Raw genomic sequence first — 22,041 nt, 5'->3', positions numbered from 1 at the left:
TTCCTCGGTTCAGCGGCCATCAGACCTTGAGCGGCGGCACGTCGATCCAGCGCCGCTCCTTCCAGGAGTCGAGCGCGGCCTCCACCAGCTGCACGCCCTTGGCGCCTTCGGGCAGCGTCCACTTGTAGGGCGCGTCCTCGACCACGTGGCGGATGAAGTGTTCCCACTGGATCTTGAAGCCGTTGTCATAGGTCTCGACGTCCGGGATCTCTTGCCACTGGTCGAAGAAGTTCATCGTCTGCTTGATGTCGGGGTTCCACACCGGCCGCGGCGTGGCCACGCGCGACTGGGCGCGGCAGCTCTGCAGACCGGCGACGGCCGAGCCCTCGGTGCCATCGACATGGAAGGTCACCAGGTCGTCGCGGCGCACGCGCGTGACCCAGCTCATGTTGATCTGCGCGATCACCGGCTCGCCGTTGTGGCCGGTGAGCTGGCAGGTGGCGTAGGCGGCGTCGTCGGCGGTGGCCTCGTAGGGTTTGCCGGCCTCGTCCCAGCGCTTCGGGATGTGCGTGGTGCCCAGGCAGCTGACCGACTTCACCTCGCCGAAGAGGTTGTCGAGCACATAGCGCCAGTGGCACATCATGTCCAGGATCATTCCGCCGCCGTCTTCCTTGCGGTAGTTCCAGCTGGGGCGCTGGATCGGCTGCAGGTCGCCTTCGAACACCCAGTAGCCGAACTCCAGCCGCACCGACAGCATGCGGCCGAAGAAGCCGGCGCGGCGCAGCATGTCCAGCTTGCGCAGGCCGGGCAGGAAGAGCTTGTCCTGCACGGCGCCGTGCTTGATGCCTTTGGTGCGACCGGCCTCGTCGGCCAGGCGCGCGATCTCCACCGCCTCGTTGAGGTTGGTGGCGATGGGCTTCTCGCAGTACACGTGCTTGCCGCCGCGGATGGCCTTGGCCAGCAGCTGGGGGCGCATCTGCGTGGTGCCTGCGTCGAAGAAGACGGTGTCGTCCGCGTTGGCGAGCGCCGCATCCAGGTCGGTGCCCCAGCGCTCGATCCCATGGGCGCGGGCCAGCGCCGCGATCTTGTCGGCGTTGCGGCCGATGAGGATGGGGTCGGGCATCACGCGGTCGCCGTTGGCGAGTTGGACGCCGCCCTGCGCGCGGATGGCGCAGATGGAGCGGATCAGGTGCTGGTTCATGCCCATGCGTCCGGTGACGCCGTGCATGATCAGTCCGAGTCGTTGTGTGGCCATGGAAGGCTCCTCTCTAGAAATGGCAGTGGGAAGGTGCGGCTCAGACCATCGACGGGGCGTGATCGAGCGGTGCCAGGTGATCGAAGTGGGGCAGCGCGCCGGTGGCAAAGCCAGGCTGGGCGAACAGCGAGTCCAGCGCGATGGCGCCCTTGCGGATCGCCAGCCGGGGGCGGCCGGCGCTGCATTCGTACAAATCGGGATGGGCCGTGGCAAAGGCCTGGGCTTCGGCAGCCGGTGCGGTGCCGAAACCATCCACATAGTGGTGGCCGTTGCGCTCCGCATGCGTGAGGCCGAGCAGGGCGGCCCAGGCCAGGTCCTGCTGCACGGACAGGCCCGCCTGACAGGTCAGGTCTTCGGCGGACAGAAACGGCGGCGTGCCCTGGTCGCTCGCCTGAAGCTCGCAGCGCGCGCGATTGGCCAGCGCCTTCCAGATGCCCTTGCAGCCCTTGCTGGAGATGCCGCCCCAGCCGGCCGCGCGCGCCTGCACGAAGCTGTCCAGCGCGGCATCGCCCTCGTCCAGCAGCAGCGGCGCAGGGAGATGCAGCGCCGCCAAGCTGTCGACGAAGCTGCCGTCGCGCGGCAGCGGCTGCTCCAGGTAGAGCAGCGCCTGCGGCCGCTGCGCCACGCGCGGCAGCGTGCGCAGGCCGTCGGCCAGTTGCGCCAGGCGGTCGATGTCGGCGTATTGCTCGTTGCCGTCGAGCGTGTAGCGGTGCTGCGGGCAGAGGCGGTCCAGCACGGCGAGCACGGCGTCCAGGCGCTCGATGTCGGCCTGCGGGTCGCCTCCCAGCTTGATCTTGAAGAAGCGGTGGCCATAGCGGCGGATCACCGCGGGCAGGGTGATGGGCAGTGCCCCGGCGTCCGGCTCGGCCGGCTCGTCGCCGAGCGCATCGAGCATGCCGATGGTGTGGCGTGCCTGCAGCGAGGCGGACGGGCGCCGCGTGCGCAGCCAGCCGTTCCAGTCCCAGCCGGCCAGATCGGGCAGCAGGGGCGTGTCGGCCAGGCCCGGCAGGTTGCGCGCCAGGGCCTCGTGCACCGGCAACCCGGCGGCGCGGCACAGGCCGTCCAGCACGGCGCGGTCCAGAACGGCCTGGCCGAAGGTGGTGCTCAGGGCGGTCTCGCCCGCCGATCGGCCTGCAGCGGCCAGCGCGCCGCAGTGCCGCTCGAAGAGGCCGAAGGCGCTGGCCGCCTTGTCGTTCTCGTAGGCTTGCGCGGCACGGGTGAAGGCCGTGGCCAGGTCGGCGATGTTGCGGCTGGCATCGCGCTCCGGGTGCTTGTCGAACCACCGCGGCACCATCATCTCGGCGGCATGGCCGAAGGCGCTGCCGTGGCCGGCCACCTCGACCTCGGCCCGCACGAAGAGCTGCGGGCAGCGGGTGAGCGTGACCTGGCCGAAGCGGAAGGGAAGGCGCAGTCGCATGTCGCGCACGCCGGCCTCCACCCGCCGCACGCGCAGCGGCAGCCCGACGCCGGCCGACGAAGAACCCGCCTCAGTGCGCATCCAGGTGGCCCTGCGCGTAGAAGTGCGCGCGCAGCTGGCGCGCGTAGGCGGCGAAGGCCTCGGCGCCCATCACGTCCAGCGGGCGCGGGCGGGGCAGGTCGATGTCGTAGGTGGCGGCGATGCGGCCGGGCCGCTCGCTCATCACCAGCACCCGGTCGGACAGGAACACCGCCTCCGGGATGCTGTGGGTGATCAGCAGCACCGTCTTGCCCGAGGCCTGCCAGATGCGCTGCAGCTCCAGGTTCATGCGCTCGCGGGTCATGGCGTCCAGCGCGCCGAAGGGCTCGTCCATCAGCAGCACGGGCGGGTCGTGCAGCAGGGCGCGCAGGATGGCCACGCGCTGCTGCATGCCGCCCGAAAGCTGCCACGGGTACTTGTGCTCGAAGCCTTGCAGGCCGGCCATGGCGATCAGCGACTCCGCGCGCTGGCGGGCCGCGGCCATGGGCATGCCGCGGATCTCGGCCTGCAGCAGGATGTTGTCGATCACCCGGCGCCACGGCAGCAGCAACGCGCTCTGGAAGACGATGCCGACGTCGGTCTGCGGTCCGGTCACCGGCTTGCCCGCAAGCCGCAGCTCGCCGCCGGAGATGGGCAGCAGGCCCGCCACCATCTTCATCAGCGTGCTCTTGCCACAGCCCGAAGGCCCCACCACCGAGACGAACTCCCCGGCGCGGATCTGGAAGTCCAGCGGGCGCAGCGTCTCGACCTCGCCTTCGCGGGTGCGGTAGACCTTGCGAACGCCTCGGCCTTCGATCAGCACCTGGCCGGTGCGGGCGCCGGCGGCCAGCGGAACGACGTTGGACGGCACGGCACTCATGGATTCGCCTTCGGGGTGGCCAATGCCGCTCTCATTGCGGCAGGAAGTCGTTGGTGACCCAGTCCTGGGCCTTGCCACGCTGCGCAGCGTCGAGGCCGCCATACTGCACCAGCAGATCGAGCGACTCGTCGATGTCCTTCATCGAGGCGCGCAGCGGCCGCAGCTTCTGCGTGTCGGCCGTGTGGTAGAGCGCGGTCGTCAGCTTGATGCCGGTGATCAGCGTGTCGCGCTGGCCGGCCTTGCTGTTGGCCTGCAGCATCGCGTCGATGGCGGCTTCGGGTTCCTTCTCCGTGGCCTCGAATGCGCGGGTGCTGGCGCGCATGAAGCGCCGCACCAGGTCCGCCTTGTTGGTCAGCGTGTCCTTGTTGGCCACGATGCCCGAGCTGATCAGGTTGACGCCGTAGTCGGCGAAGCGGATCACCTGCACCGGCTTCTTCGTCGCGTCCTGCAGCTTCATGTTCTGGTCCATCAGGTAGCCCAGCAGCACGTCGGCCTGCCCGTGGATCACGGCATTGAGCTTGGTCTGGGCATCGCCCGAGACGACCTTGAACTGGCCTTCCTGCAGGCCGGTCTTCTTCAGGAACAGCGGCCAGATCTGGCTCATCGAGTCGCCGGGCGTCATGGCGACCGTCTTGCCGACGATGTCCTTGGGCACCTTGATGTTCTTGTCGGCGAAACCCATCACCGACATGGGACTGACCTGCAGCGCCACGCCCACCGCCTTCACAGGCGCGCCCTTGGTGGCGGCCTTGATCATGGTCGGCACGTCCACGTAGCCGAAGGTGGCGGAGTTGGCCGCCACGGCCTGGATGGAGACGGCCGAGCCGCGGCCTTCCTGGATGTCCAGGTCGATGCCTTCGTCGGCATAGAAGCCGCGCGCCTTGCCGATGAAGAAGGGCGCGTGCTCGCTGTAGACGTACCAGTTCAAGAGCAGCGTGACCTTGTCGCGCTGCTGCGCGAGGGCGGGGGCAGCCAGGCTGGCGGCCAGGGCGGCGGTCGCCGCCGCGCGCAGAAGATGTCGACGCTTCATGTGTTGGGTCTCCTAGGGTGATGCGCAAAGAGTGCGCGTTCGCGTAAGGTGCGGATGGCGGAACGAGCGGGCAGGACGGATTCGTTCACACCTTCTCTTCTCAGGCCGTGGCCTGCAGTTCGTGGCGTTGCGAGGCGTGCCAGGGCATGAGCCAGCGTTCGACCAGCTCCACCGCCAGGAACAGCAGCACGCCCATCATGGAAAGCACCACCAGGGCCGCGAACATGAGGGGCAGGTCGAAGGTGCCCGTGGCGCGCTGCAGCACGAAGCCGATGCCGGAGTTGGCGCCGACGAATTCGCCCACCACCGCGCCGACGACCGCCAGCGTGACCGACACCTTCAGGCCGCTGAAGATGGCCGGCAAGGCATGCGGCAGGCGGAACTTGAGGAAGATCTTGAGCGGATTCGCGCCCATCGAGCGGGCCAGGTCGATCACGTCCGGCTCCACCGACTTGAAGCCCTGCACGGTGGACACGACCACCGGAAAGAAGCCGAGCAGGAAGGCGGCGATGACCTTGGGCACGATGCCGAAGCCGAACCACACGACGAACAGCGGCGCCACCGCCACCTTGGGCACGGACTGTGAGAACACCAGCAGCGGGTAGACGAAGCTCTCGACCGTGCGCGAGTAGGCGATCCACATGGCGATCGGCACGCCGACCACCGCCGAGGCGATGAAGCCACCCAGCGTGGCATAGAGCGTGGGCAGGCTCTGCTGCAGCAGCATGGGCCAGTCGGTCGCCAGCTGCTTGACCACCGCAGCAGGCGGCGGGATCAGGTAGGGGGGGATGGAGAAGACGCGCACGGCCAGGTCCCACAGCACGAGCAGCAGCACGAGCAGCCACACGGGGCGGACGGCGGGGTGGGTGATCCAGCGCTGCAGTTCCATGCGCGAGCGGGCAGGGCGGGTCTGTTCGCCCGAGACGGTCGTGTTCATGGTGTGCCTGGGTCTCACTGCTGGGTCGCCAAGCCGGCGGCCTTGACCACCGCCGCGTTGCTGGCGATCTCGTCCTTGATGTAGGCGTCGAACTGCTCGGGCTTGAGCGTCCAGGTGTCGGCGCCCAGCTTGGCGAAGCGCTCCTTGACCTCGGGCGTGGCCAGGGCCTTGAGCACTTCGGCATGCAGCCGCTCGATCACGGGCCGCGGCGTCTTGGCCGGGGCCATCATGCCAATCCAGAAGTTGAACTCGGAGCCGGGCACGCCGGCTTCGGCCGTCGTCGGGACGTTGGGCAGGGCGCTGGCGCGCTGCGGCGAGCCCACGGCCAGGGCCAGCAACTGGCCCTCCCGGATCTGGCCGATCACCGGCGCGATGGGCGAGAAGTAGTAGTCCACACGGCCCGCCAGCACTTCGGTCACCGCCTCGGCCGAGCCCTTGAAGGGAATGTTGGTCGCGTCGATACGCGCCGCCAGCTTGAACTTCTCGGCATTCAGGTGCGTGGCACTGCCTTGGCCCGCCGAGGCGAAGTTGAGCTTGCCCGGCTGGGCGCGGGCGGCAGCCAGCAGGTCGTTCAGACTGCGATAGCCTTTCTGCGGCGAGACCACCAGCGCATTCGACAGCGAGGAAATCGGCGTCACGCCTGCAAAGTCGCGGACCGTGTCGAAGGGCAGCTTGGCGAAGGTGGACGGGCTGACAGTGTGTGAAGACGAATGGATCATCACCGTGTAGCCGTCCGGTGCGGCCGAGGCCACGGCCGCCTGGCCGATGGTGCCGCTGGCACCGCCGCGGTTGTCGATCACCAGCTGCTGGCCCATGCTCTGGCTCATCTTGTCGGTGATGGCGCGGGCAATGATGTCGGTGGTGCTGCCGGCCGCGAAGGGCACGATCACGCGGATCGGCTTGCTGGGGTAGGCGGCCTCGGCCTGCGCGGGCATCGAGGTGATGGACAGGGTGAAAGCAGCCGCCATGGCGGCGCCGGCAACAAAGCGCATCGGTCTTGTCTCCTGTTTTATTCACTAATTGGTGAATTCAGGAGATTCTGTGTCCGCCGCACCCGCGCCGTCAACGCGCGTCGCTCGGTAAATACCCGAGTCAGTGCAGCAGGTAGCCCAGCACCAGCTCGGTCATGTGCGACAGCCGCTGCGCCATTGCCTTGGGTGCGCGCAGGTCACGGCCGAAGATGGCCGAGAGCGTGTGGTTGTTCGAGAGGTAGAAGTAGCACAGCGAGGCGATCGAGATGTAGAGCTGGATCGGATCGACGCCGGCGCGGAAGACGCCCGCGCGCCGTCCCCGCTCGAGTACGCCATCCAGCAGTTGCACCAGCGGCGAATTCATCTCCTGGATGCGGTCGGAGCGTCGCAAGTGCTCGGCGCGGTGCAGGTTCTCGCTGTTGAGCAGTGTGATGAACTCCGGGTGTTCCAGGTAGTAGTGCCAGGTGAAGGAGACCAGGCGGCGCACCGCTTCCACCGGATCGACCTCGTCCAGGTGCAGCTGCTGCTCGGCGGCGCGGATGTCGGCGTACACGCGTTCGAGCACGGCCAGGAACAGGTCGTCCTTGCTGCCGAAGTAGTAGTAGATGAGGCGCTTGTTGACGTCGGCACGTTCGGCGATGCGGTCCATGCGCGCGCCGGCCAGGCCGTGGCCGGCGAACTCCTCGCGTGCCGCCAGCAGGATGGCAGCCTGGGAGCGGTCGGCATCGCGCAGGCGCGTCTCGGTGAGGGTGGGGTCGTCGCTCATCTTCTAATTCACTATATGGTTAACTGCGCCCGTCGGCAACGCGGGCTGCTGATAATCGCCCAACTTTCTGCAGCTTCCGGCGCACGCGCCGCAGTTCACCCCATGACCGCTTCCCGTCCCGCCGGCCATCTGCTGGTCGAATGCCTCGTCGCCCAAGGCGTCTCTCATGTGTTCGGTGTGCCGGGCGAGAGCTTTCTGGCGGCGCTCGACGGCTTCCACGACCACGCGGCGCGGATCCGGTTCGTGGCCTGTCGGCAGGAGGGTGGCGCGGCTTTCATGGCCGAGGCCCATGGCAAGCTCAGCGGGCGTCCGGGCGTGTGCTTCGTCACCCGCGGTCCCGGTGCCACCAATGCCTCCATCGGCGTGCACACGGCCTTCCAGGATTCGACGCCGATGGTGCTGCTGGTGGGGGACGTAGGCAGCGATTTCCGCGACCGCGAGGCCTTTCAGGAGGTGGACTTCGCGAGCTTCTTCGGCCCCAGTACCAAGGGCTTTGCCAAGCGGGTCGAACGGGTCGACGATGCCGATCGCCTGCCCGAATACGTGGCCCGTGCCTTCGCGACGGCGATGAGCGGCCGGCCGGGGCCGGTGGTGCTGGTGCTGCCCGAGGACATGCTGCGCGCACCGACCGCGAGCCAGCCGCTGCCGCGCGTCGAGCCGCCGCAGGCCTGGGCCGATCCGGGTGGCCTTCGCACCCTGCGCACGATGCTGCTGGCTGCCCAGCGACCGCTGGTCATCGTCGGTGGCGGTGGATGGACGCCGCAGGCCGCGCAGGCGCTGCAGCGCTTCGCCGAGAACTGGCAACTGCCGGTGGCCAATGCCTTCCGCTTCCAGGACACCTTCGACAACCACCATCCGCTCTACGCTGGCGACGTGGGCATCGCCATCAATCCGCGCCTCGCGGCACATGTGCGCGAGAGCGACCTCGTCATTGCCATCGGCCCGCGGTTGGGAGAGATGACCACCGGCGGCTATACGCTGCTCGAGGCGCCGCGCAGTCGGCAGAAGCTGGTGCACTTTCATGCGAGTGCGGAAGAGCTTCACCGCGTCTACCAGGCGGACCTCGCCTTCAACACGACGATGAATGCCGCGGCCCGGGCGCTGGAAGTGTTGACCGCCCCGCCGGATGTGCCCTGGGCCGGGTGGGCGCAGCAGGTCCATGCCAGCTACGAAGCCAATCTGGTGCCGCAGCCGCTGCCCGGGTCCGTCGACATGGCGGCCATCGTCGGCGTCGTGCAGAAGCACTTGCCGGCTGACGCGGTCGTGACCAACGGCGCGGGCAACTTCGCCAGCTGGATGCACCGCTTCTTCCGCCACCATGGCCTGGCCAAGGGCTTCAAGACGCAACTCGCGCCGACCAGCGGCGCCATGGGCTACGGCGTGCCGGCCGCCATCGCGGCCAGCATCGTGTCGGGCCGTGTGGCCTTCACCGTGGCGGGGGACGGAGACTTCCTGATGAACGGCCAGGAACTCGCCACGGCCATGCAGCATGGTGGGCGCAGCATCATCGTGCTGCTGAACAACGGCATGTTCGGCACCATCCGCATGCACCAGGAGCGCGAATACCCCACCCGGATCAGCGGCACGGCACTGGGGAATCCGGATTTCTGCGCGCTCGCGCGCGCTTACGGCTATGCGGCCGAGCGCGTGACGCGCACCGAGGACTTCGAAGCAGCGTTGCTGCGTGCGCTGGAGGCGCCGACGGGCACGCTGATCGAGATTCCGCTCGACCCCGAAGTGATCACCACCCGCATGACGCTCGGGGCGATCCGCCAGGCGGCCATTGCCAAGGGCGCGGCGCAGGGCTGACTCGACGCCCGTGGCAGGGCCGAGCGCCGGCCTGCTGCATCCATGCGGCCGCGCATGAAAAAAGGGACGTGCACTGCACGTCCCTTTCGCATTGGCCGGAAGGCGCGTCTTACTTGACGTGCGAACCGATCAGCGAGGCCAGTTCGAACATCGAGACCTGAGCCTTGCCGAAGATCTCCTTCAGCTTGGCGTCGGCGTTGATCATCCGCTTGTTGGCCTTGTCCTGCAGGTTGTTCTTCTTGATGTAGTCCCACAGCTTGCTGACGATGGCGGTGCGGGGCAGCGGGGTGCTGCCGACCACGGCGGCCAGCGCGGGGCTGGGGGTGAGGGCCTTCATGAAGGCGGCGTTGGGCGTGCGCTTGGCAGCGACCTTCTTGGCGGGTGCCTTCTTTGCCGGTGCGGCGGCCGTCTTGGCCGGAGCCGCCTTCTTCGCCGGAGCCGCCTTCTTGGCGGGCGCGGCGGCCTTCTTCGCCGGAGCTTTCTTTGCAGTTGCCATGGTTGAGTCCTTGTCGTTGGAGAGATGCAGTCTTCCCAATGAAAACAGTGTCTTCCTGGGTGTCCCTGATGCTAATGGAGAAGAAACGCCTTTCCAAGGGAGAACAAGGCTTTTCCAAGGGGGGCGTTGCTTTTTTTCCGAGGGAAATGGGCCCGCGTCGCTCAAAGCGGCGTTTGCGTTGCGCGATTGCTGCGCGAAGGCCATGTGGCCAGCACGACGCCGGCGAGCGCGGCCGCGAAGGCCAGCAGTTGCAATGCGGACAGCGACTCGCCCAGCACGAACACACCCACGAGCGCCGCCGCCACTGGCAGCATCACGGTGAAGACGCCGGCCTGCGAGGCCGGAACGCCTCCTTTCAGGCCCGTCATCCAGAGCCACACGGTCCAGATGCTGGCCGCGAGTGCGTAGGCCACCAGCAGCATCCACATGCCCGCAGGAACTGCGGTGAAGTCGAAGTGCCAGGCCAGCGCGACGCCAAATGGGGTGCTTAGCGCAAAGCCCCACAGGTTGATCAGCGCGGAGATGCGGCGAGGCCCCAGTCGACCCGTGAGCGACTTGCCGATGACGGCATAGGCCGCCTCGCACAGCACCGCGCAGAAAACCAGCAGGTTGCCGAGCCACGGCATGCCAGGCTCACCACCCGTGGCATCCGCATGGGACGGATGGGGTGCCAGCGCCAGCAGGCCGATACCCGCGGCGGCGCAGCCGATGGCCGCCACCACCCGCGTGCCGATGCGCTCGCGCAAGAACAGCCAACTGCCGATGGCCACCATCGCAGGAATGGCCGCCATGATCACGCCCGCGGAGACCGCGCTCGTCATGCGCACGCCGAAGAGCATGAAGATGGAGAAGAGAAAGTTGCCGAGGAAGGATTCGAGGAACACCAGCATCCGCGTGCGGCCGGTCATCGGCGGCTCATCGACCGGCTTGCGCAGCCAGTGCGGCATGGCGATCGCGGCGATGCCGAAGCGCAGCCAGGCCAGCAGCAGCACCGGAAAGGTCGTCGCCAGCGGCTTGGAGAGGGCCACATAGCTGCCGACGAGCGTCATGCTGAGCGCAAGGCAACCATAGGAGATCAGGCGATGGGGCGAGGTCGGCGCGGCGGAGGGCGTCACTAGACTGTTCTTTCTTTCCTTCATGCCCTGCGCTTGCGCGTGCAGGGCGGTCGATCATGCCTGAGCCGTTGAACGCCTTTCCTCCGGATCACTCCCCGGCGCAACCACGCACGGTGTTCGTCTATGGCACCTTGCGGCGCGGCGGCAGCAACGACATCCATCGCTTCGGGCTGCCGGCCCCGCGCTTCCGCGGTACAGGCCACATCGCGGGTGTGCTTTACGACCTGGGGCCCTATCCGGGCGTGTTGCTCGGGGGCGAAGGCAGGGTCGTGGGCGAGGTCTACGAGGTCGTGCCGGAGGTCGAGCGCGCACTCGATGCGCTGGAAGAGGTGCGCGACGACGACGAGGGCGAGTACCGCCGGCGCCAAGCCTTGGCCGTTCTCGACGACGGTCGGCAGGTGGCCTGCCTGGTCTATGAGATTCATCCGCGGCGTGCTCGGGAGCGGCCGGTGATCGCATCGGGCGATTGGATCGCGCACTGGCGGGCGCGGCAGCTGCCGGGATGAGCAATGGCGATGGGTGGCGCGGCGCGATGGGCGCTCTGTCGCCCGCCGGGTGCCCATCGTGTTCGGGCAGGCGCAGGCGGATGGCTGGATACGAGGACTTCCACACACGGAAAAGCCATTTCTCATCATGAGATACGGGAGGGTGAAGGGTCGCTCCAAGCTTTCATTACAAAAGAATTGATTTCTTGATGCGAAATATGGAGTCTAAGCCCTTGAATTTATTGGAGTAAATAAAGTCTTATATAAGACATAAGACACAAGAGGTGCTCGTACAGTAGAGGCCAAGCAGCGACGACGCCGCCGAGCCTTCCTAACCTCATTTGCAACCTTGGAGTCCAGCACCATGCCTCAAGCCATCACTGAACAACTCAGCCGCGACCAGCAGATCAGCGCCCTCGAGAAGGACTGGGCCACCAACCCGCGCTGGAAGGGCGTCAAGCGTGGCTACAGCGCCGCCGACGTGGTCCGTCTGCGCGGCTCGGTGCCGATCGAGTACACGCTGGCCCAACGCGGTGCCGAAAAGCTGTGGGAGAAGATCAACGGCGGCGCGAAGAAGGGTTACGTCAATGCCTTCGGCGCCATCACCGCCGGCCAGGCCATGCAGCAGGCCAAGGCGGGCCTGGAGGCCGTGTACCTGTCGGGCTGGCAGGTCGCCGCTGACGGCAACACCTCCGAAACCATGTATCCCGACCAGTCGCTGTATGCCTACGACTCGGTGCCGACGATGGTTCGCCGCATCAACAACACCTTCAAGCGTGCCGACGAGATCCAGTGGGGACGTGGCATCAACCCCGGCGATGCGGAGTTCGTCGACTACTTCCTGCCCATCGTGGCTGATGCAGAAGCCGGCTTCGGCGGCGTGCTGAACGCCTTCGAACTCATGAAGAACATGATCGCGGCCGGTGCCGCGGGCGTGCACTTCGAGGACCAGCTGGCTGCCGTCAAGAAGTGCGGTCACATGGGGGGCAAGGTTCTGGTGCCCACGCAGGAGGCCGTCGAGAAGCTGATCGCCGCGCGCTTCGCCGCCGACGTGATGGGCGTGCCCTCCATCGTGCTGGCCCGCACGGACGCCGAGGCTGCCAACCTGATCACCAGCGACCACGACGCGAATGACAAGCCCTTCCTGACGGGCGAGCGCACGCAGGAAGGCTTCTTCCGCGTCAAGAACGGTCTGGAGCAGTCCATCAGCCGTGGTGTCGCCTACGCGCCCTATGCCGACCTGGTGTGGTGCGAGACCGGCGTGCCCGACATCGGCTTCGCCCGCGAGTTCGCGCAGGCCGTCCACGCCGCCTGTCCGGGCAAGCTGCTGAGCTACAACTGCTCGCCGTCGTTCAACTGGAAGAAGAACCTGAACGAAAAGCAAATTGCCTCGTTCCAGGAAGACCTGTCTGCCCTCGGCTACAAGTTCCAGTTCATCACGCTGGCCGGCATCCACATCAACTGGTTCCAGACCTTCCAGTTCGCCCATGCCTATGCCCGCGGCGAAGGCATGAAGCACTACACCGAGATGGTGCAGGAGCCCGAGTTCGCTGCCCGCGAAAAGGGCTACACCTTCGTGTCGCACCAGCAGGAAGTCGGCGCCGGCTACTTCGACGATGTAACCACCGTCATCCAGGGCGGTTCGTCGAGCGTGAAGGCGCTGACGGGTTCGACGGAAGAAGAGCAGTTCCACTGATCGGTTCAGCGGGTTCGCTCAGGGAGCGGGGCTCGGCCACTGGCCGGGCCCTTTTTGCTTCTGGCCTGCGGGTTTGGGCGCGCGCTGGATTGGCGCGGCCTCTTGTGGCCTGCGAAAGCGCCTTCATCCTTTTTGGCAGTGCGTTGTGCATCGACACCGGCAGCAACGCCGCGAGGCGAGGCGCCCGCTACAATCGCCGGCTCACCGTCTGTCCACCAACAAGGGCGAGAAAGGCAATCTGGTTATGACACCGCGAACTACAGGCACCGAATCGTTCGGTCCGCTTTCTGAAGGAAGCGGCCGGTAGGCCCGCGCAGCGCCGGCAGGTCCGGCTCGCTCATCCAGCACGAAGCGCGGCTCACCCCCGCGCTTTTTTGTTTTCCGCTCCAAGGTTTCCCATGATCCAGATCACGCTCCCCGACAACTCCCGCCGCGAATACCCTGGCCCCGTGACGGTCGCCGAAGTGGCTCAGTCCATCGGCCCCGGTCTCGCCAAGAACACGGTGGCCGGCAAGGTGGACGGCAAGCTGGTGGATGCCAGCGATCTCATCGACCACGATGCCCGACTGCAGATCATCACGCCGAAGGACGACGAGGGGCTGGAGATCATCCGCCACTCCTGCGCTCACTTGGTCGGCCATGCGGTCAAGCAGCTCTATGCGACGGCAAAGATGGTGATCGGCCCGGTGATCGACGAGGGCTTCTACTACGACATCTCCTACGAGCGCCCCTTCACGCCCGACGACATGGCTGCCATCGAGCAGCGCATGAAGGAGCTGATCGCGCAGGACTACGACGTCATCAAGAAGATGACGCCCCGCGCCGAGGTCATCGAGGTGTTCAAGTCTCGCGGCGAGGACTACAAGCTGCGCCTGGTCGAGGATATGCCCGACGAGCAGGCCATGGGTCTGTACTACCACCAGGAATACGTGGACATGTGCCGTGGCCCACACGTGCCCAACACGCGCTTCCTGAAGGTCTTCAAGCTCACGAAGCTGGCTGGCGCCTACTGGCGCGGCGATGCCAAGAACGAGCAGCTGCAGCGCATCTACGGCACGGCCTGGGCCGACAAGAAGCAGCTGGACCAGTACATCCAGCGCATCGAGGAAGCCGAGAAGCGCGACCACCGCAAGCTGGGCAAGGAACTCGACCTGTTCCACATCGACGACGTCGCGCCCGGCGTGGTCTTCTGGCATCCCAAGGGCTGGGCGCTGTGGCAGGCCGTGGAGCAGTACATGCGCCAGGTCTACAAGGACACGGGCTACCAGGAAGTGAAGGGCCCGCAGATCCTCGACAAGAGCCTGTGGGAGAAGACGGGCCACTGGCAGAACTACCGCGAGAACATGTTCGTCACGGAATCGGAGAAGCGCGACTACGCGCTCAAGCCGATGAACTGCCCGGGCCACGTGCTCATCTTCAAGAGCGACCTGCGCAGCTACCGCGAGCTGCCGCTGCGCTACGGCGAGTTCGGCCAGTGCCACCGCAACGAACCCTCCGGCGGCCTGCACGGCATCATGCGCGTGCGCGGCTTCACGCAGGACGACGGGCACATCTTCTGCACGGAAGACCACATCCTCGAGGAATGCGTGGCCTACACGTCGCAGCTGCTCAAGGTGTATGCGGACTTCGGCTTTACGGACATCCTCTACAAGGTCGCCACGCGGCCCGAGCACCGCATCGGTTCGGACGAACTCTGGGACAAGGCCGAGGGCGCGCTGATGGAGGCGCTTCGCCGCTCCGGCGTCGACTTCGTCATTGCCCCAGGCGATGGCGCGTTCTATGGGCCCAAGATCGAGTACACGCTGCGGGACGCCATCGGCCGGCAGTGGCAATGCGGCACGATGCAGGTCGACTTCAACATGGCCGAGCGCCTCGGCGCCGAGTACGTGACTGAGTCGAGCGGGCGGGCGCACCCAGTCATGCTGCACCGCGCCATCGTGGGCAGCCTCGAGCGTTTCATCGGGATGCTGATCGAGCACCACGCCGGCGCCATGCCCGTTTGGCTCGCGCCGGTGCAGATTTCGGTGCTCAATATCACGGACGCTCAGGCCGACTACGCCGCCGAAGTTGCGAAAACGCTGCGGCATCAAGGGTTTAGAGTGCAGCTGGATCTGCAGAACGAGAAGATCACGTATAAAATACGAAAGCATTCGCTGCAAAAGCTTCCTTACATCCTTGTCGTCGGCGACAAGGAAAAGGAAGCTGGTGCCGTCGCGGTGCGCGCCCGAGGCAATGTCGATCTCGGGGTCATGTCGGTAGAGGCGTTCTCCCAAAAGATCGCCGAAGACATCTCCAACAAGCGTTGACAACCCTCAGGATCGGGCTTCACCGTCCGGTCCTGCGCTTCGCTTGGACGTGCGCCAAAGCGGTTTTAGCTACAAACTCTGTAGCATCTGATGAAGGACTGAAGCCATCGCTACTGCATTTCGCGACCGTCGCCAACGCGAGGAACGCCAACACCGCCTGAACCGGGAAATCATGGCCCCGGAAGTTCGCCTGTTCGGACCCGAAAACGAGGCCCTGGGCGTTGTGAGCCTTTCCGAGGCATTGCGTCTGGCCGGCGAGCACGACGTGGACCTGGTCGAGGTGGTTGCTGCCGCCAATCCGCCGGTCTGCCGGTTGATCGAGTACGGCAAGTTCAAGTTCCTCGAACAGAAGAAGGCCGCCGAGGCGAAGTCGAAGCAGAAGGTCATCGAGGTCAAGGAAGTCAAGTTCCGGCCCGGTACCGACGATGGCGACTACAACATCAAGATGCGCAACATCCGTCGTTTTTTGGACGACGGCGACAAGTGCAAGATCACGCTGCGCTTCCGCGGTCGCGAGATCACGCACCAGGAGCTGGGCCTGGCCCTGTTGCAGCGTATCCGGGACGAACTGGGCGACGCCATCGTGGTCGAGCAGTTCCCCAAGCTGGAAGGCCGGCAGATGATCATGATGATCGCGCCGGGCCGCAAGAAGGGGGGGGCGGCTCCCAAGGCTGCCGAGCCGGCAACGTCCGGCCAGGCCTGAAGCGCGAGCTTCGGCTGCCTGCGAAGGATTTCGCCACTGGCACTGCAAGGCGCGGGTGGCGGGATGAAGAAGTGCCTCGGAGGCCAACAAGTTCGGGAAGGATTTCCGGCGCCTTGCGAGCACAAGTAAAAGGAGCATTCACATGCCCAAGATGAAGACCAAGAGCAGCGCGAAGAAGCGTTTTCGCGTTCGTCCCGGTGGCACCGTCAAGCGCGGTCAAGCCTTCAAGCGTCACATCCTGACCAAGAAGACCACCAAGAACAAGCGCCACCTGCGCGGTGCGGTGTCGGTTCACGAAACCAACATGGTTTCGATGGCCGCCATGCTGCCCGGCCAAGGCATTTGATCAACCGACGAACTAGGAAGGATTCAATATGCCTCGCGTCAAACGTGGTGTAACCGCTCGCGCCCGCCATAAGAAGGTTCTCGCCCTTGCCAAGGGCTTCCGCGGCCGTCGCGGCAATGTCTTCCGCATCGCCAAGCAGGCGGTGATGAAGGCAGGCCAGTACGCCTACCGCGATCGCCGCACCAAGAAGCGCGTCTTCCGCCAGCTGTGGATTGCGCGTATCAACGCCGCCTCCCGTGACCTGGGCCTGACCTACAGCCAGTTCGCCAACGGCATCCGCAAGGCTGGCATCGAGATCGACCGCAAGGTCCTTGCCGACATCGCCGTGCACGACAAGGCGGCTTTTGCCGGCATCGTGGAGCGGGTCAAGGCCAAGCTGGCTGCTTGATTCTGCACAGTGCGCGACCGCTCCGGCGGACCCGCGCACGCCCACGATTCCAGGGCTGGCGCTTGAAAAAGCTCCGGCCCTTTTTCATGGGCCTACCGCGCGCGCATCGACTCCCGGTCGGTTCCTCACGTTCCGCGGCAACGGCCCTCTCCATTCTTTCGTATCGCACGCATTCCATGAACGAACTGGACACCCTGGTCGACCAAGCCCGTGCCGCCTTCGCTGGCGCCCGGGCGCCCGCTGAGCTAGAGAACGCGAAGGCGCAGTTCCTCGGCAAGTCCGGCCGCGTCACGGAACTGATGAAGGGCATGGCCCAGCTCCCCGTCGACGAGAAGAAGACCCGCGGGGCGGCCATCAACATGGCCAAGCAGGCGATCGAGGCCGCGCTCAATGCCCGCCGCCAGGCGCTGGCCGATGCCGAACTCAACGCCCAGCTGCAGGCTGAGGCGCTGGACGTCACGCTGCCCGGCCGTCGTCGTGTCGGGGGCGGCCTGCACCCGGTGGCCCGCGCGCAGGAACGCATCGAGGCCATCTTCGCCAGCATGGGCTTCGACGTGGCCGACGGCCCCGAGGTCGAGACCGACTGGTTCAGCTTCACCTCGCTGAACAACCCGCCCAACCATCCGGCGCGCTCGATGCAGGACACCTTCTACGTCGACATGAAGGACGACGACGGCCAGCTGTTCAACCTGCGGCCCCACACCTCGCCGATGCAGGTGCGCTATGCGCAGGCTCATGCGCGCAGGTATGCGGGCGAGGAGAGCATGCCCGACATCCGCGTGATCGCGCCGGGCCGTACCTACCGCGTGGACAGCGACGCCACGCACTCACCCATGTTCCACCAGGTCGAAGGCCTGTGGATCGGCCAGAACGTCAGCTTCAAGGACTTGAAGGTGATGTACCTGGACTTCATCCAGGCCTTCTTCGAGACAAGTGCGCTCAAGCTGCGCTTCCGGCCCAGCTACTTCCCCTTCACCGAGCCCAGCGCCGAAATCGACATCATGTTCGAGAAGGGTCCGCTGGCCGGACGCTGGCTGGAAGTGTCGGGCTCCGGCCAAGTGCATCCGCAGGTGGTGCGCAACATGGGCCTGGACCCGGAGAAGTACATCGGCTTCGCCTTCGGTTCAGGCATCGACCGCTTGGCCATGCTGCGCTACGGCGTGAGCGACCTGCGCCTCTTCTTCGACGGCGACCTGCGTTTCCTGAACCAATTCCAATAAGACGAGGGCGACTCGATGCAATTCCCCGAATCCTGGCTGCGCGCCTTCTGCAATCCGCCCCTGTCCTCCGAAGCCCTGGCCGACACGCTGACCATGGGCGGCTTCGAAGTCGAGGAGCGCCGCCCCGCCGCGCCACCCTTCACCAAGATCGTCGTCGGCGAGATCAAGGAGGCCGTGCAGCATCCGAATGCCGACCGCCTGCGCGTGTGCCAGGTGGACGCTGGCCAGGGTGGGCTGCTTAACATCGTCTGCGGTGCACCGAACGCCCGCGTCGGCATCAAGGTGCCTTGCGCGCTCGTCGGTGCCGAGCTGCCTCCGGGCGAGGACGGCAAGCCCTTCAAGATCAAGCTGGGCAAGCTGCGCGGCGTGGAAAGCCAGGGCATGCTGTGCTCTGCCCGCGAGCTGGGCCTGAGCGAGGACCACGGCGGCCTGCTGGAGCTGGCCGGCGACGCGCCCGTGGGTGTCGACGTGCGCGATCTGCTGCAGCTCGACGACGTGCTGATCACCATCAAGCTCACGCCCAACCTGGCGCACGGCCTGTCGGTCTACGGCATCGCACGCGAGCTGTCGGCGCTCACCGGTGCGCCGCTGCAGACGCCGGCCATTGAGGCAGTGCAGCCGCAGCTGGACGATAAGCTGCCGGTGCGCGTCGAAGCCGCCGACTTGTGCGGTCGCTTCTCTGGCCGCATCGTGCGCGGGGTGAACACGCGCGCCGCCACGCCGGCCTGGATGGTCGACCGCCTGGCGCGCTGCGGCCAGCGCAGCGTCTCGCCGCTGGTGGACATCTCCAATTACGTGATGTTCGAGTACGGCTCGCCCTCGCACATCTTCGACCTGGACAAGATCCACGGCGGCCTGACGGTGCGCTGGGGACGCGCGGGCGAGCAGCTCAAGCTGCTCAACGGCAACACCGTCACGGTCGATGAGCAGGTGGGGGTGATCGTCGACGAGCGTGAGGTCGAGTCCCTGGCCGGCATCATGGGCGGCGACGCCACGGCCGTGTCCGACGACACGCGCAGCATCTACATAGAGGCGGCCTTCTGGTGGCCCGCGGCCATCCAGGGCCGTTCGCGCCGCTTCAACTTCTCGACCGACGCCGGTCACCGCTTCGAGCGCGGCGTGGACCCAAGCCGCACCGTCGCCATGATCGAGCGCATCACCCGCCTGGTGCAGGAGATCTGCGGCGGCCAGGCTGGCCCCATCGACGACCAGGTCCTCAAGCTGCCCGAGGCCACGCCCGTCACGCTGCGCGTGGCGCGTGCCGAGCGCGTGATCGGCATGCCGATCACCCAGGCCCAGTGCGCCGACGTGCTGCGCAAGCTGCACCTCGACTTCACCGAAGGCGAGGACACGCTCACCGTCACGCCGCCGCCGCACCGCTTCGACATCGCCATCGAGGAAGACCTGATCGAGGAAGTCGCGCGCCTCATCGGCTACAACAACCTGCCGTCGACGCCGCCGCTCGCGCCCATTCGCGCCCGCGTGCTGTCTGAGTCGCAGCGCAGCCGCTTCGCCGTGCGCCACCGGCTGGCCGATCTGGGCTACCAGGAGACGATCAACTTCAGCTTCGTCGAAGCCGCGTGGGAGCGCGATCTGGCCGGTAACGCCAATCCGGTGCAACTGCTCAACCCTATCGCCAGCCAGATGAGCGTGATGCGCTCTTCGCTGATGGGCTCGCTGCTGGCCGTGCTCAAGTTCAACCTGGACCGCAAGGCGCCGCGCGTGCGCGTGTTCGAGGTGGGCCGCGTATTCGCGCGCGACGATGCCGTCGCGACGAGCGACACCAGCGTCAAGGGCGTGCGCCAGCCGGTGCATGTGGCAGGCCTGGCCTGGGGCGACGACGAGGCCTCGCGTTGGGACGGCAAGCCGCAGCGCGTGGACTTCTACGACGCCAAGGGCGATGTCGAGGCGCTGCTCGCACCGCGCGCCGTGCGTTTCGAGAAGGCCGAGCATCCGGCGCTGCACCCCGGCCGCTGCGCCGCTGTGCTGGTGGATGGCCAGCCGGTGGGTTTCGTCGGCGAGCTGCACCCGCGCTGGCGCCAGCAATGGGAACTGCCCTTCGCGCCCATGCTGTTCGAGCTGTCGCTCGATGCCGTGACGGCGCGCGCCATGCCGGCCCTGCGGCCGGTGCCGCGTCACCAGGCCGTGGAGCGCGACATTGCCGTGGTGGTGGCCGAATCGGTGAGCCACGATGCACTGCTGGATGCCGTGCGCGCCGCCGACACCGGCGGCCTGCTGCGCGATGCGGCGCTGTTCGACATCTACCGGCCGGCGCCCGATGCCACGGCCGCAACCCCCGGCGCGCTCGCTGCGGGCGAGAAGAGCATGGCCGTGCGCCTGGCTTTCCTGGCCGAGTCCACGCTGACCGACGAGCAGGTCGATACCGCCGTCGGGGCCATCATCGCCAAGGCCCAGCAACAGGTGGGCGCCCGCCTGCGCGGCTGACCCCGAGGACGACGACATGGAATTCAAGATCGACGCCATCGAGACGCCCGCGCTCACCAAGGCGCAGCTGTCGGAGCTTCTGTTCGAGCAGATCGGCCTCAACAAGCGTGAAGCCAAGGACATGGTCGAGGCCTTCTTCGAGGTCATTGCCCAGCGCCTGATCGAGGGGGACGAAGTCAAGATCTCCGGCTTCGGCAACTTCCAGATCCGCACCAAGGCCGCGCGGCCGGGGCGCAATCCGCGCACAGGCGAGTCGATCCCGATCGGCCCGCGGCGTGTGGCCGTCTTCCATGCGAGCGCCAAGCTCAAGGAGCAACTGCATGAAGCTGTGGCCGCCGATAGCGAAGCGCCGGCTCTGGTGGCTCCCGTCGACGCACGAAGCGCCGAAGTCGATTGACCCTGGCGCGTGTCGCCGTCACATCTTTGTGCACTTTGAACCTTCGGTGGCTGTTCTGCCTTGCGGGGCTGGAGTAACCTCGCAGGTTTGCCTCGCACCGTGTTGATTTCGATGGAGAACAGCCTCCCTCCGATTCCCGTCAAGCGCTACTTCACCATCGGTGAGGTGGCCGAGCTGTGCGGGGTCAAGCCGCATGTGCTGCGCTACTGGGAGCAGGAATTCACGCAGCTGCGGCCCATGAAGCGGCGGGGCAATCGTCGCTACTACCAGCACCACGAGGTGCTGATGATCCGCCGCATCCGGGATCTGCTCTACGAGCAGGGCTTCACCATCAGTGGTGCACGCAACCGGCTGCAGGAGTTGGCCCAGGCCGAGCGCGAACGCCGCCGCCGTGGGGACTTGTCTGTCGACGAGGCCGAATCTGCCGGCACCTTTGCCGAACAGCCCTTCGACGACGATCCCTTGCTCGAGGAGGCCCCTGCGCTGATGGCCGACGGGGCACGGCACTCTGCGCATCGCGTCGCCGTCGATGCGGAACTGGTCGTTGGCTCGCCGCTGCCCGTCGTCTCGGACGCTTACCCGGTCGCATTGCTGCGCCGCGAGCTCCTGGAGATCCGGGAACTGCTCAGCTTCTACTGAAAGCAGAATTTCGCTGCGAGGTGTTCGCAGGAGTGCTTGTTTTCGGTATATACTTTATGGCTTCGGTGTGTGGCGCAGCCTGGTAGCGCACTTGCATGGGGTGCAAGGGGTCGAAGGTTCGAATCCTTTCACACCGACCACTTATTAAAGAAGCTGAAAGCCGCTGTGGGGTCAAATCCGCAGCGGCTTTTTGTTGTCTGTGCTGTCGTTGTCCCCTGGGCTGAACGGCCCGATTTATCGAACAAGGAGTGTCGCTTGGACGTCGTTCTGCTGATCAAGGCCGCCATCATGGGAATCGTGGAAGGGCTCACCGAGTTCCTGCCGATTTCCTCGACCGGCCACCTCATCCTGGCCGGCTCGCTGCTGGGTTTCGACGACAGCAAGGCCAAGGTATTCGACATTGCCATCCAGACAGGCGCCATCTTCGCCGTGATCCTTGTGTACTGGCAGAAGATCAAGTCCACCGTCGTGGCCTTGCCACGTCAGCGCAAGGCGCAGCGTCTAGCGCTCAACGTGCTGATCGGATTCCTGCCGGCCGTGGTGCTGGGCCTGTTGTTCGGCAAGGCCATCAAGGCCCATCTGTTCATCCCGACCGTGGTGGCCAGCACCTTCATCATCGGCGGCTTCATCATTCTCTGGGCCGAGAAGCGGCCGCCGGGGGCGGTGCGCGTGGAGCATGTGGACGACATGACGCCGTGGGACGCGCTCAAGGTGGGTCTGGTGCAATGCTTCGCCATGATCCCGGGCACGAGCCGCAGCGGCTCCACCATCATCGGCGGCAT

Annotated in this window: 21 protein-coding genes and 1 tRNA gene; 13 read left to right on the top strand and 9 right to left on the bottom strand. The window is 66.3% G+C overall.

The window, feature by feature from the left end:
• Nucleotides 1-19: 19 nt before the first annotated feature.
• The 7 genes from QZ772_RS24340 to QZ772_RS24310 form a co-directional block, all read right to left on the bottom strand.
• Nucleotides 20-1,195, bottom strand: a complete 1,176-nt coding sequence (locus QZ772_RS24340) for a Gfo/Idh/MocA family oxidoreductase (protein ID WP_295532278.1) — start codon at nt 1,193-1,195, stop codon at nt 20-22.
• Between the two features lie 40 nt (nt 1,196-1,235).
• Nucleotides 1,236-2,693, bottom strand: a complete 1,458-nt coding sequence (locus QZ772_RS24335) for a hypothetical protein (protein WP_295532276.1) — start codon at nt 2,691-2,693, stop codon at nt 1,236-1,238.
• Nucleotides 2,683-3,510, bottom strand: a complete 828-nt coding sequence (locus QZ772_RS24330; protein WP_295532274.1) for an ABC transporter ATP-binding protein — start codon at nt 3,508-3,510, stop codon at nt 2,683-2,685. The genes QZ772_RS24335 and QZ772_RS24330 overlap by 11 nt, the downstream gene beginning before the upstream one ends.
• A gap of 31 nt (nt 3,511-3,541) precedes the next feature.
• Nucleotides 3,542-4,540, bottom strand: coding sequence for an ABC transporter substrate-binding protein (locus QZ772_RS24325; protein ID WP_295532272.1), 999 nt, complete (start codon nt 4,538-4,540; stop codon nt 3,542-3,544).
• A gap of 100 nt (nt 4,541-4,640) precedes the next feature.
• Nucleotides 4,641-5,429 (bottom strand): ABC transporter permease, encoded by a 789-nt coding sequence (locus QZ772_RS24320; RefSeq protein WP_295532355.1) that lies wholly within the window; start codon nt 5,427-5,429, stop codon nt 4,641-4,643.
• A gap of 62 nt (nt 5,430-5,491) precedes the next feature.
• Complete coding sequence (locus QZ772_RS24315; RefSeq protein ID WP_295532270.1) at nt 5,492-6,469, bottom strand: tripartite tricarboxylate transporter substrate binding protein; 978 nt, start codon at nt 6,467-6,469, stop codon at nt 5,492-5,494.
• A gap of 100 nt (nt 6,470-6,569) precedes the next feature.
• Nucleotides 6,570-7,214, bottom strand: coding sequence for a TetR/AcrR family transcriptional regulator (locus QZ772_RS24310; protein WP_295532268.1), 645 nt, complete (start codon nt 7,212-7,214; stop codon nt 6,570-6,572).
• 102 nt (nt 7,215-7,316) lie between these two features.
• Here QZ772_RS24310 and QZ772_RS24305 point away from each other — a divergent pair, with 102 nt between their 5' ends.
• Nucleotides 7,317-9,023, top strand: a complete 1,707-nt coding sequence (locus QZ772_RS24305) for a thiamine pyrophosphate-binding protein (RefSeq protein WP_295532266.1) — start codon at nt 7,317-7,319, stop codon at nt 9,021-9,023.
• A gap of 109 nt (nt 9,024-9,132) precedes the next feature.
• Here the strand turns inward: QZ772_RS24305 and QZ772_RS24300 are convergent, their stop codons facing one another.
• Nucleotides 9,133-9,519, bottom strand: a complete 387-nt coding sequence (locus QZ772_RS24300; protein WP_295532264.1) for an SWIB/MDM2 domain-containing protein — start codon at nt 9,517-9,519, stop codon at nt 9,133-9,135.
• 161 nt (nt 9,520-9,680) lie between these two features.
• The gene (locus QZ772_RS24295; RefSeq protein WP_295532262.1) at nt 9,681-10,658 is read right to left on the bottom strand and encodes a DMT family transporter; all 978 of its coding nucleotides are present in this window, start codon (nt 10,656-10,658) and stop codon (nt 9,681-9,683) included.
• A gap of 44 nt (nt 10,659-10,702) precedes the next feature.
• On the opposite strand from QZ772_RS24295, the gene QZ772_RS24290 reads away from it, so the two are divergent.
• From QZ772_RS24290 to QZ772_RS24235, 12 genes are all read left to right on the top strand, one after another.
• On the top strand, nt 10,703-11,140 hold the full coding sequence (locus QZ772_RS24290) for a gamma-glutamylcyclotransferase (protein ID WP_295532260.1): 438 nt from the start codon (nt 10,703-10,705) through the stop codon (nt 11,138-11,140).
• Between the two features lie 343 nt (nt 11,141-11,483).
• Complete coding sequence (aceA, locus tag QZ772_RS24285; protein WP_043113209.1) at nt 11,484-12,815, top strand: isocitrate lyase; 1,332 nt, start codon at nt 11,484-11,486, stop codon at nt 12,813-12,815.
• A 398-nt stretch (nt 12,816-13,213) separates the two neighbouring features.
• Nucleotides 13,214-15,121 (top strand): threonine--tRNA ligase, encoded by a 1,908-nt coding sequence (gene thrS / locus QZ772_RS24280; protein ID WP_295532258.1) that lies wholly within the window; start codon nt 13,214-13,216, stop codon nt 15,119-15,121.
• Between the two features lie 106 nt (nt 15,122-15,227).
• Nucleotides 15,228-15,824: a translation initiation factor IF-3 gene (gene infC / locus QZ772_RS24275; protein WP_081682094.1), complete on the top strand. Its 597-nt coding sequence runs from the start codon at nt 15,228-15,230 to the stop codon at nt 15,822-15,824.
• Nucleotides 15,825-15,966: 142 nt separating this feature from the next.
• Nucleotides 15,967-16,170, top strand: coding sequence for a 50S ribosomal protein L35 (gene rpmI / locus QZ772_RS24270; RefSeq protein WP_058642377.1), 204 nt, complete (start codon nt 15,967-15,969; stop codon nt 16,168-16,170).
• Nucleotides 16,171-16,198: 28 nt separating this feature from the next.
• Nucleotides 16,199-16,558, top strand: a complete 360-nt coding sequence (rplT, locus tag QZ772_RS24265) for a 50S ribosomal protein L20 (protein ID WP_295532255.1) — start codon at nt 16,199-16,201, stop codon at nt 16,556-16,558.
• 176 nt (nt 16,559-16,734) lie between these two features.
• Complete coding sequence (pheS, locus tag QZ772_RS24260; protein WP_295532253.1) at nt 16,735-17,778, top strand: phenylalanine--tRNA ligase subunit alpha; 1,044 nt, start codon at nt 16,735-16,737, stop codon at nt 17,776-17,778.
• 15 nt (nt 17,779-17,793) lie between these two features.
• Nucleotides 17,794-20,223 (top strand): phenylalanine--tRNA ligase subunit beta, encoded by a 2,430-nt coding sequence (pheT, locus tag QZ772_RS24255; RefSeq protein ID WP_295532251.1) that lies wholly within the window; start codon nt 17,794-17,796, stop codon nt 20,221-20,223.
• 16 nt (nt 20,224-20,239) lie between these two features.
• Complete coding sequence (locus QZ772_RS24250) at nt 20,240-20,620, top strand: integration host factor subunit alpha (protein ID WP_295532249.1); 381 nt, start codon at nt 20,240-20,242, stop codon at nt 20,618-20,620.
• A gap of 111 nt (nt 20,621-20,731) precedes the next feature.
• On the top strand, nt 20,732-21,259 hold the full coding sequence (locus tag QZ772_RS24245; RefSeq protein WP_295532247.1) for a MerR family transcriptional regulator: 528 nt from the start codon (nt 20,732-20,734) through the stop codon (nt 21,257-21,259).
• A 63-nt stretch (nt 21,260-21,322) separates the two neighbouring features.
• Nucleotides 21,323-21,399, top strand: a tRNA-Pro gene (locus tag QZ772_RS24240).
• 115 nt (nt 21,400-21,514) lie between these two features.
• A partial coding sequence (locus QZ772_RS24235; RefSeq protein ID WP_295532245.1) for an undecaprenyl-diphosphate phosphatase occupies nt 21,515-22,041 on the top strand: 527 nt, incomplete at its 3' end.

The sequence above is a fragment of the uncultured Pseudacidovorax sp. genome (assembly GCF_913773995.1).
Lineage (GTDB): Bacteria > Pseudomonadota > Gammaproteobacteria > Burkholderiales > Burkholderiaceae_C > Xenophilus.
This window is presented reverse-complemented; position numbering and strand designations above follow the sequence as displayed.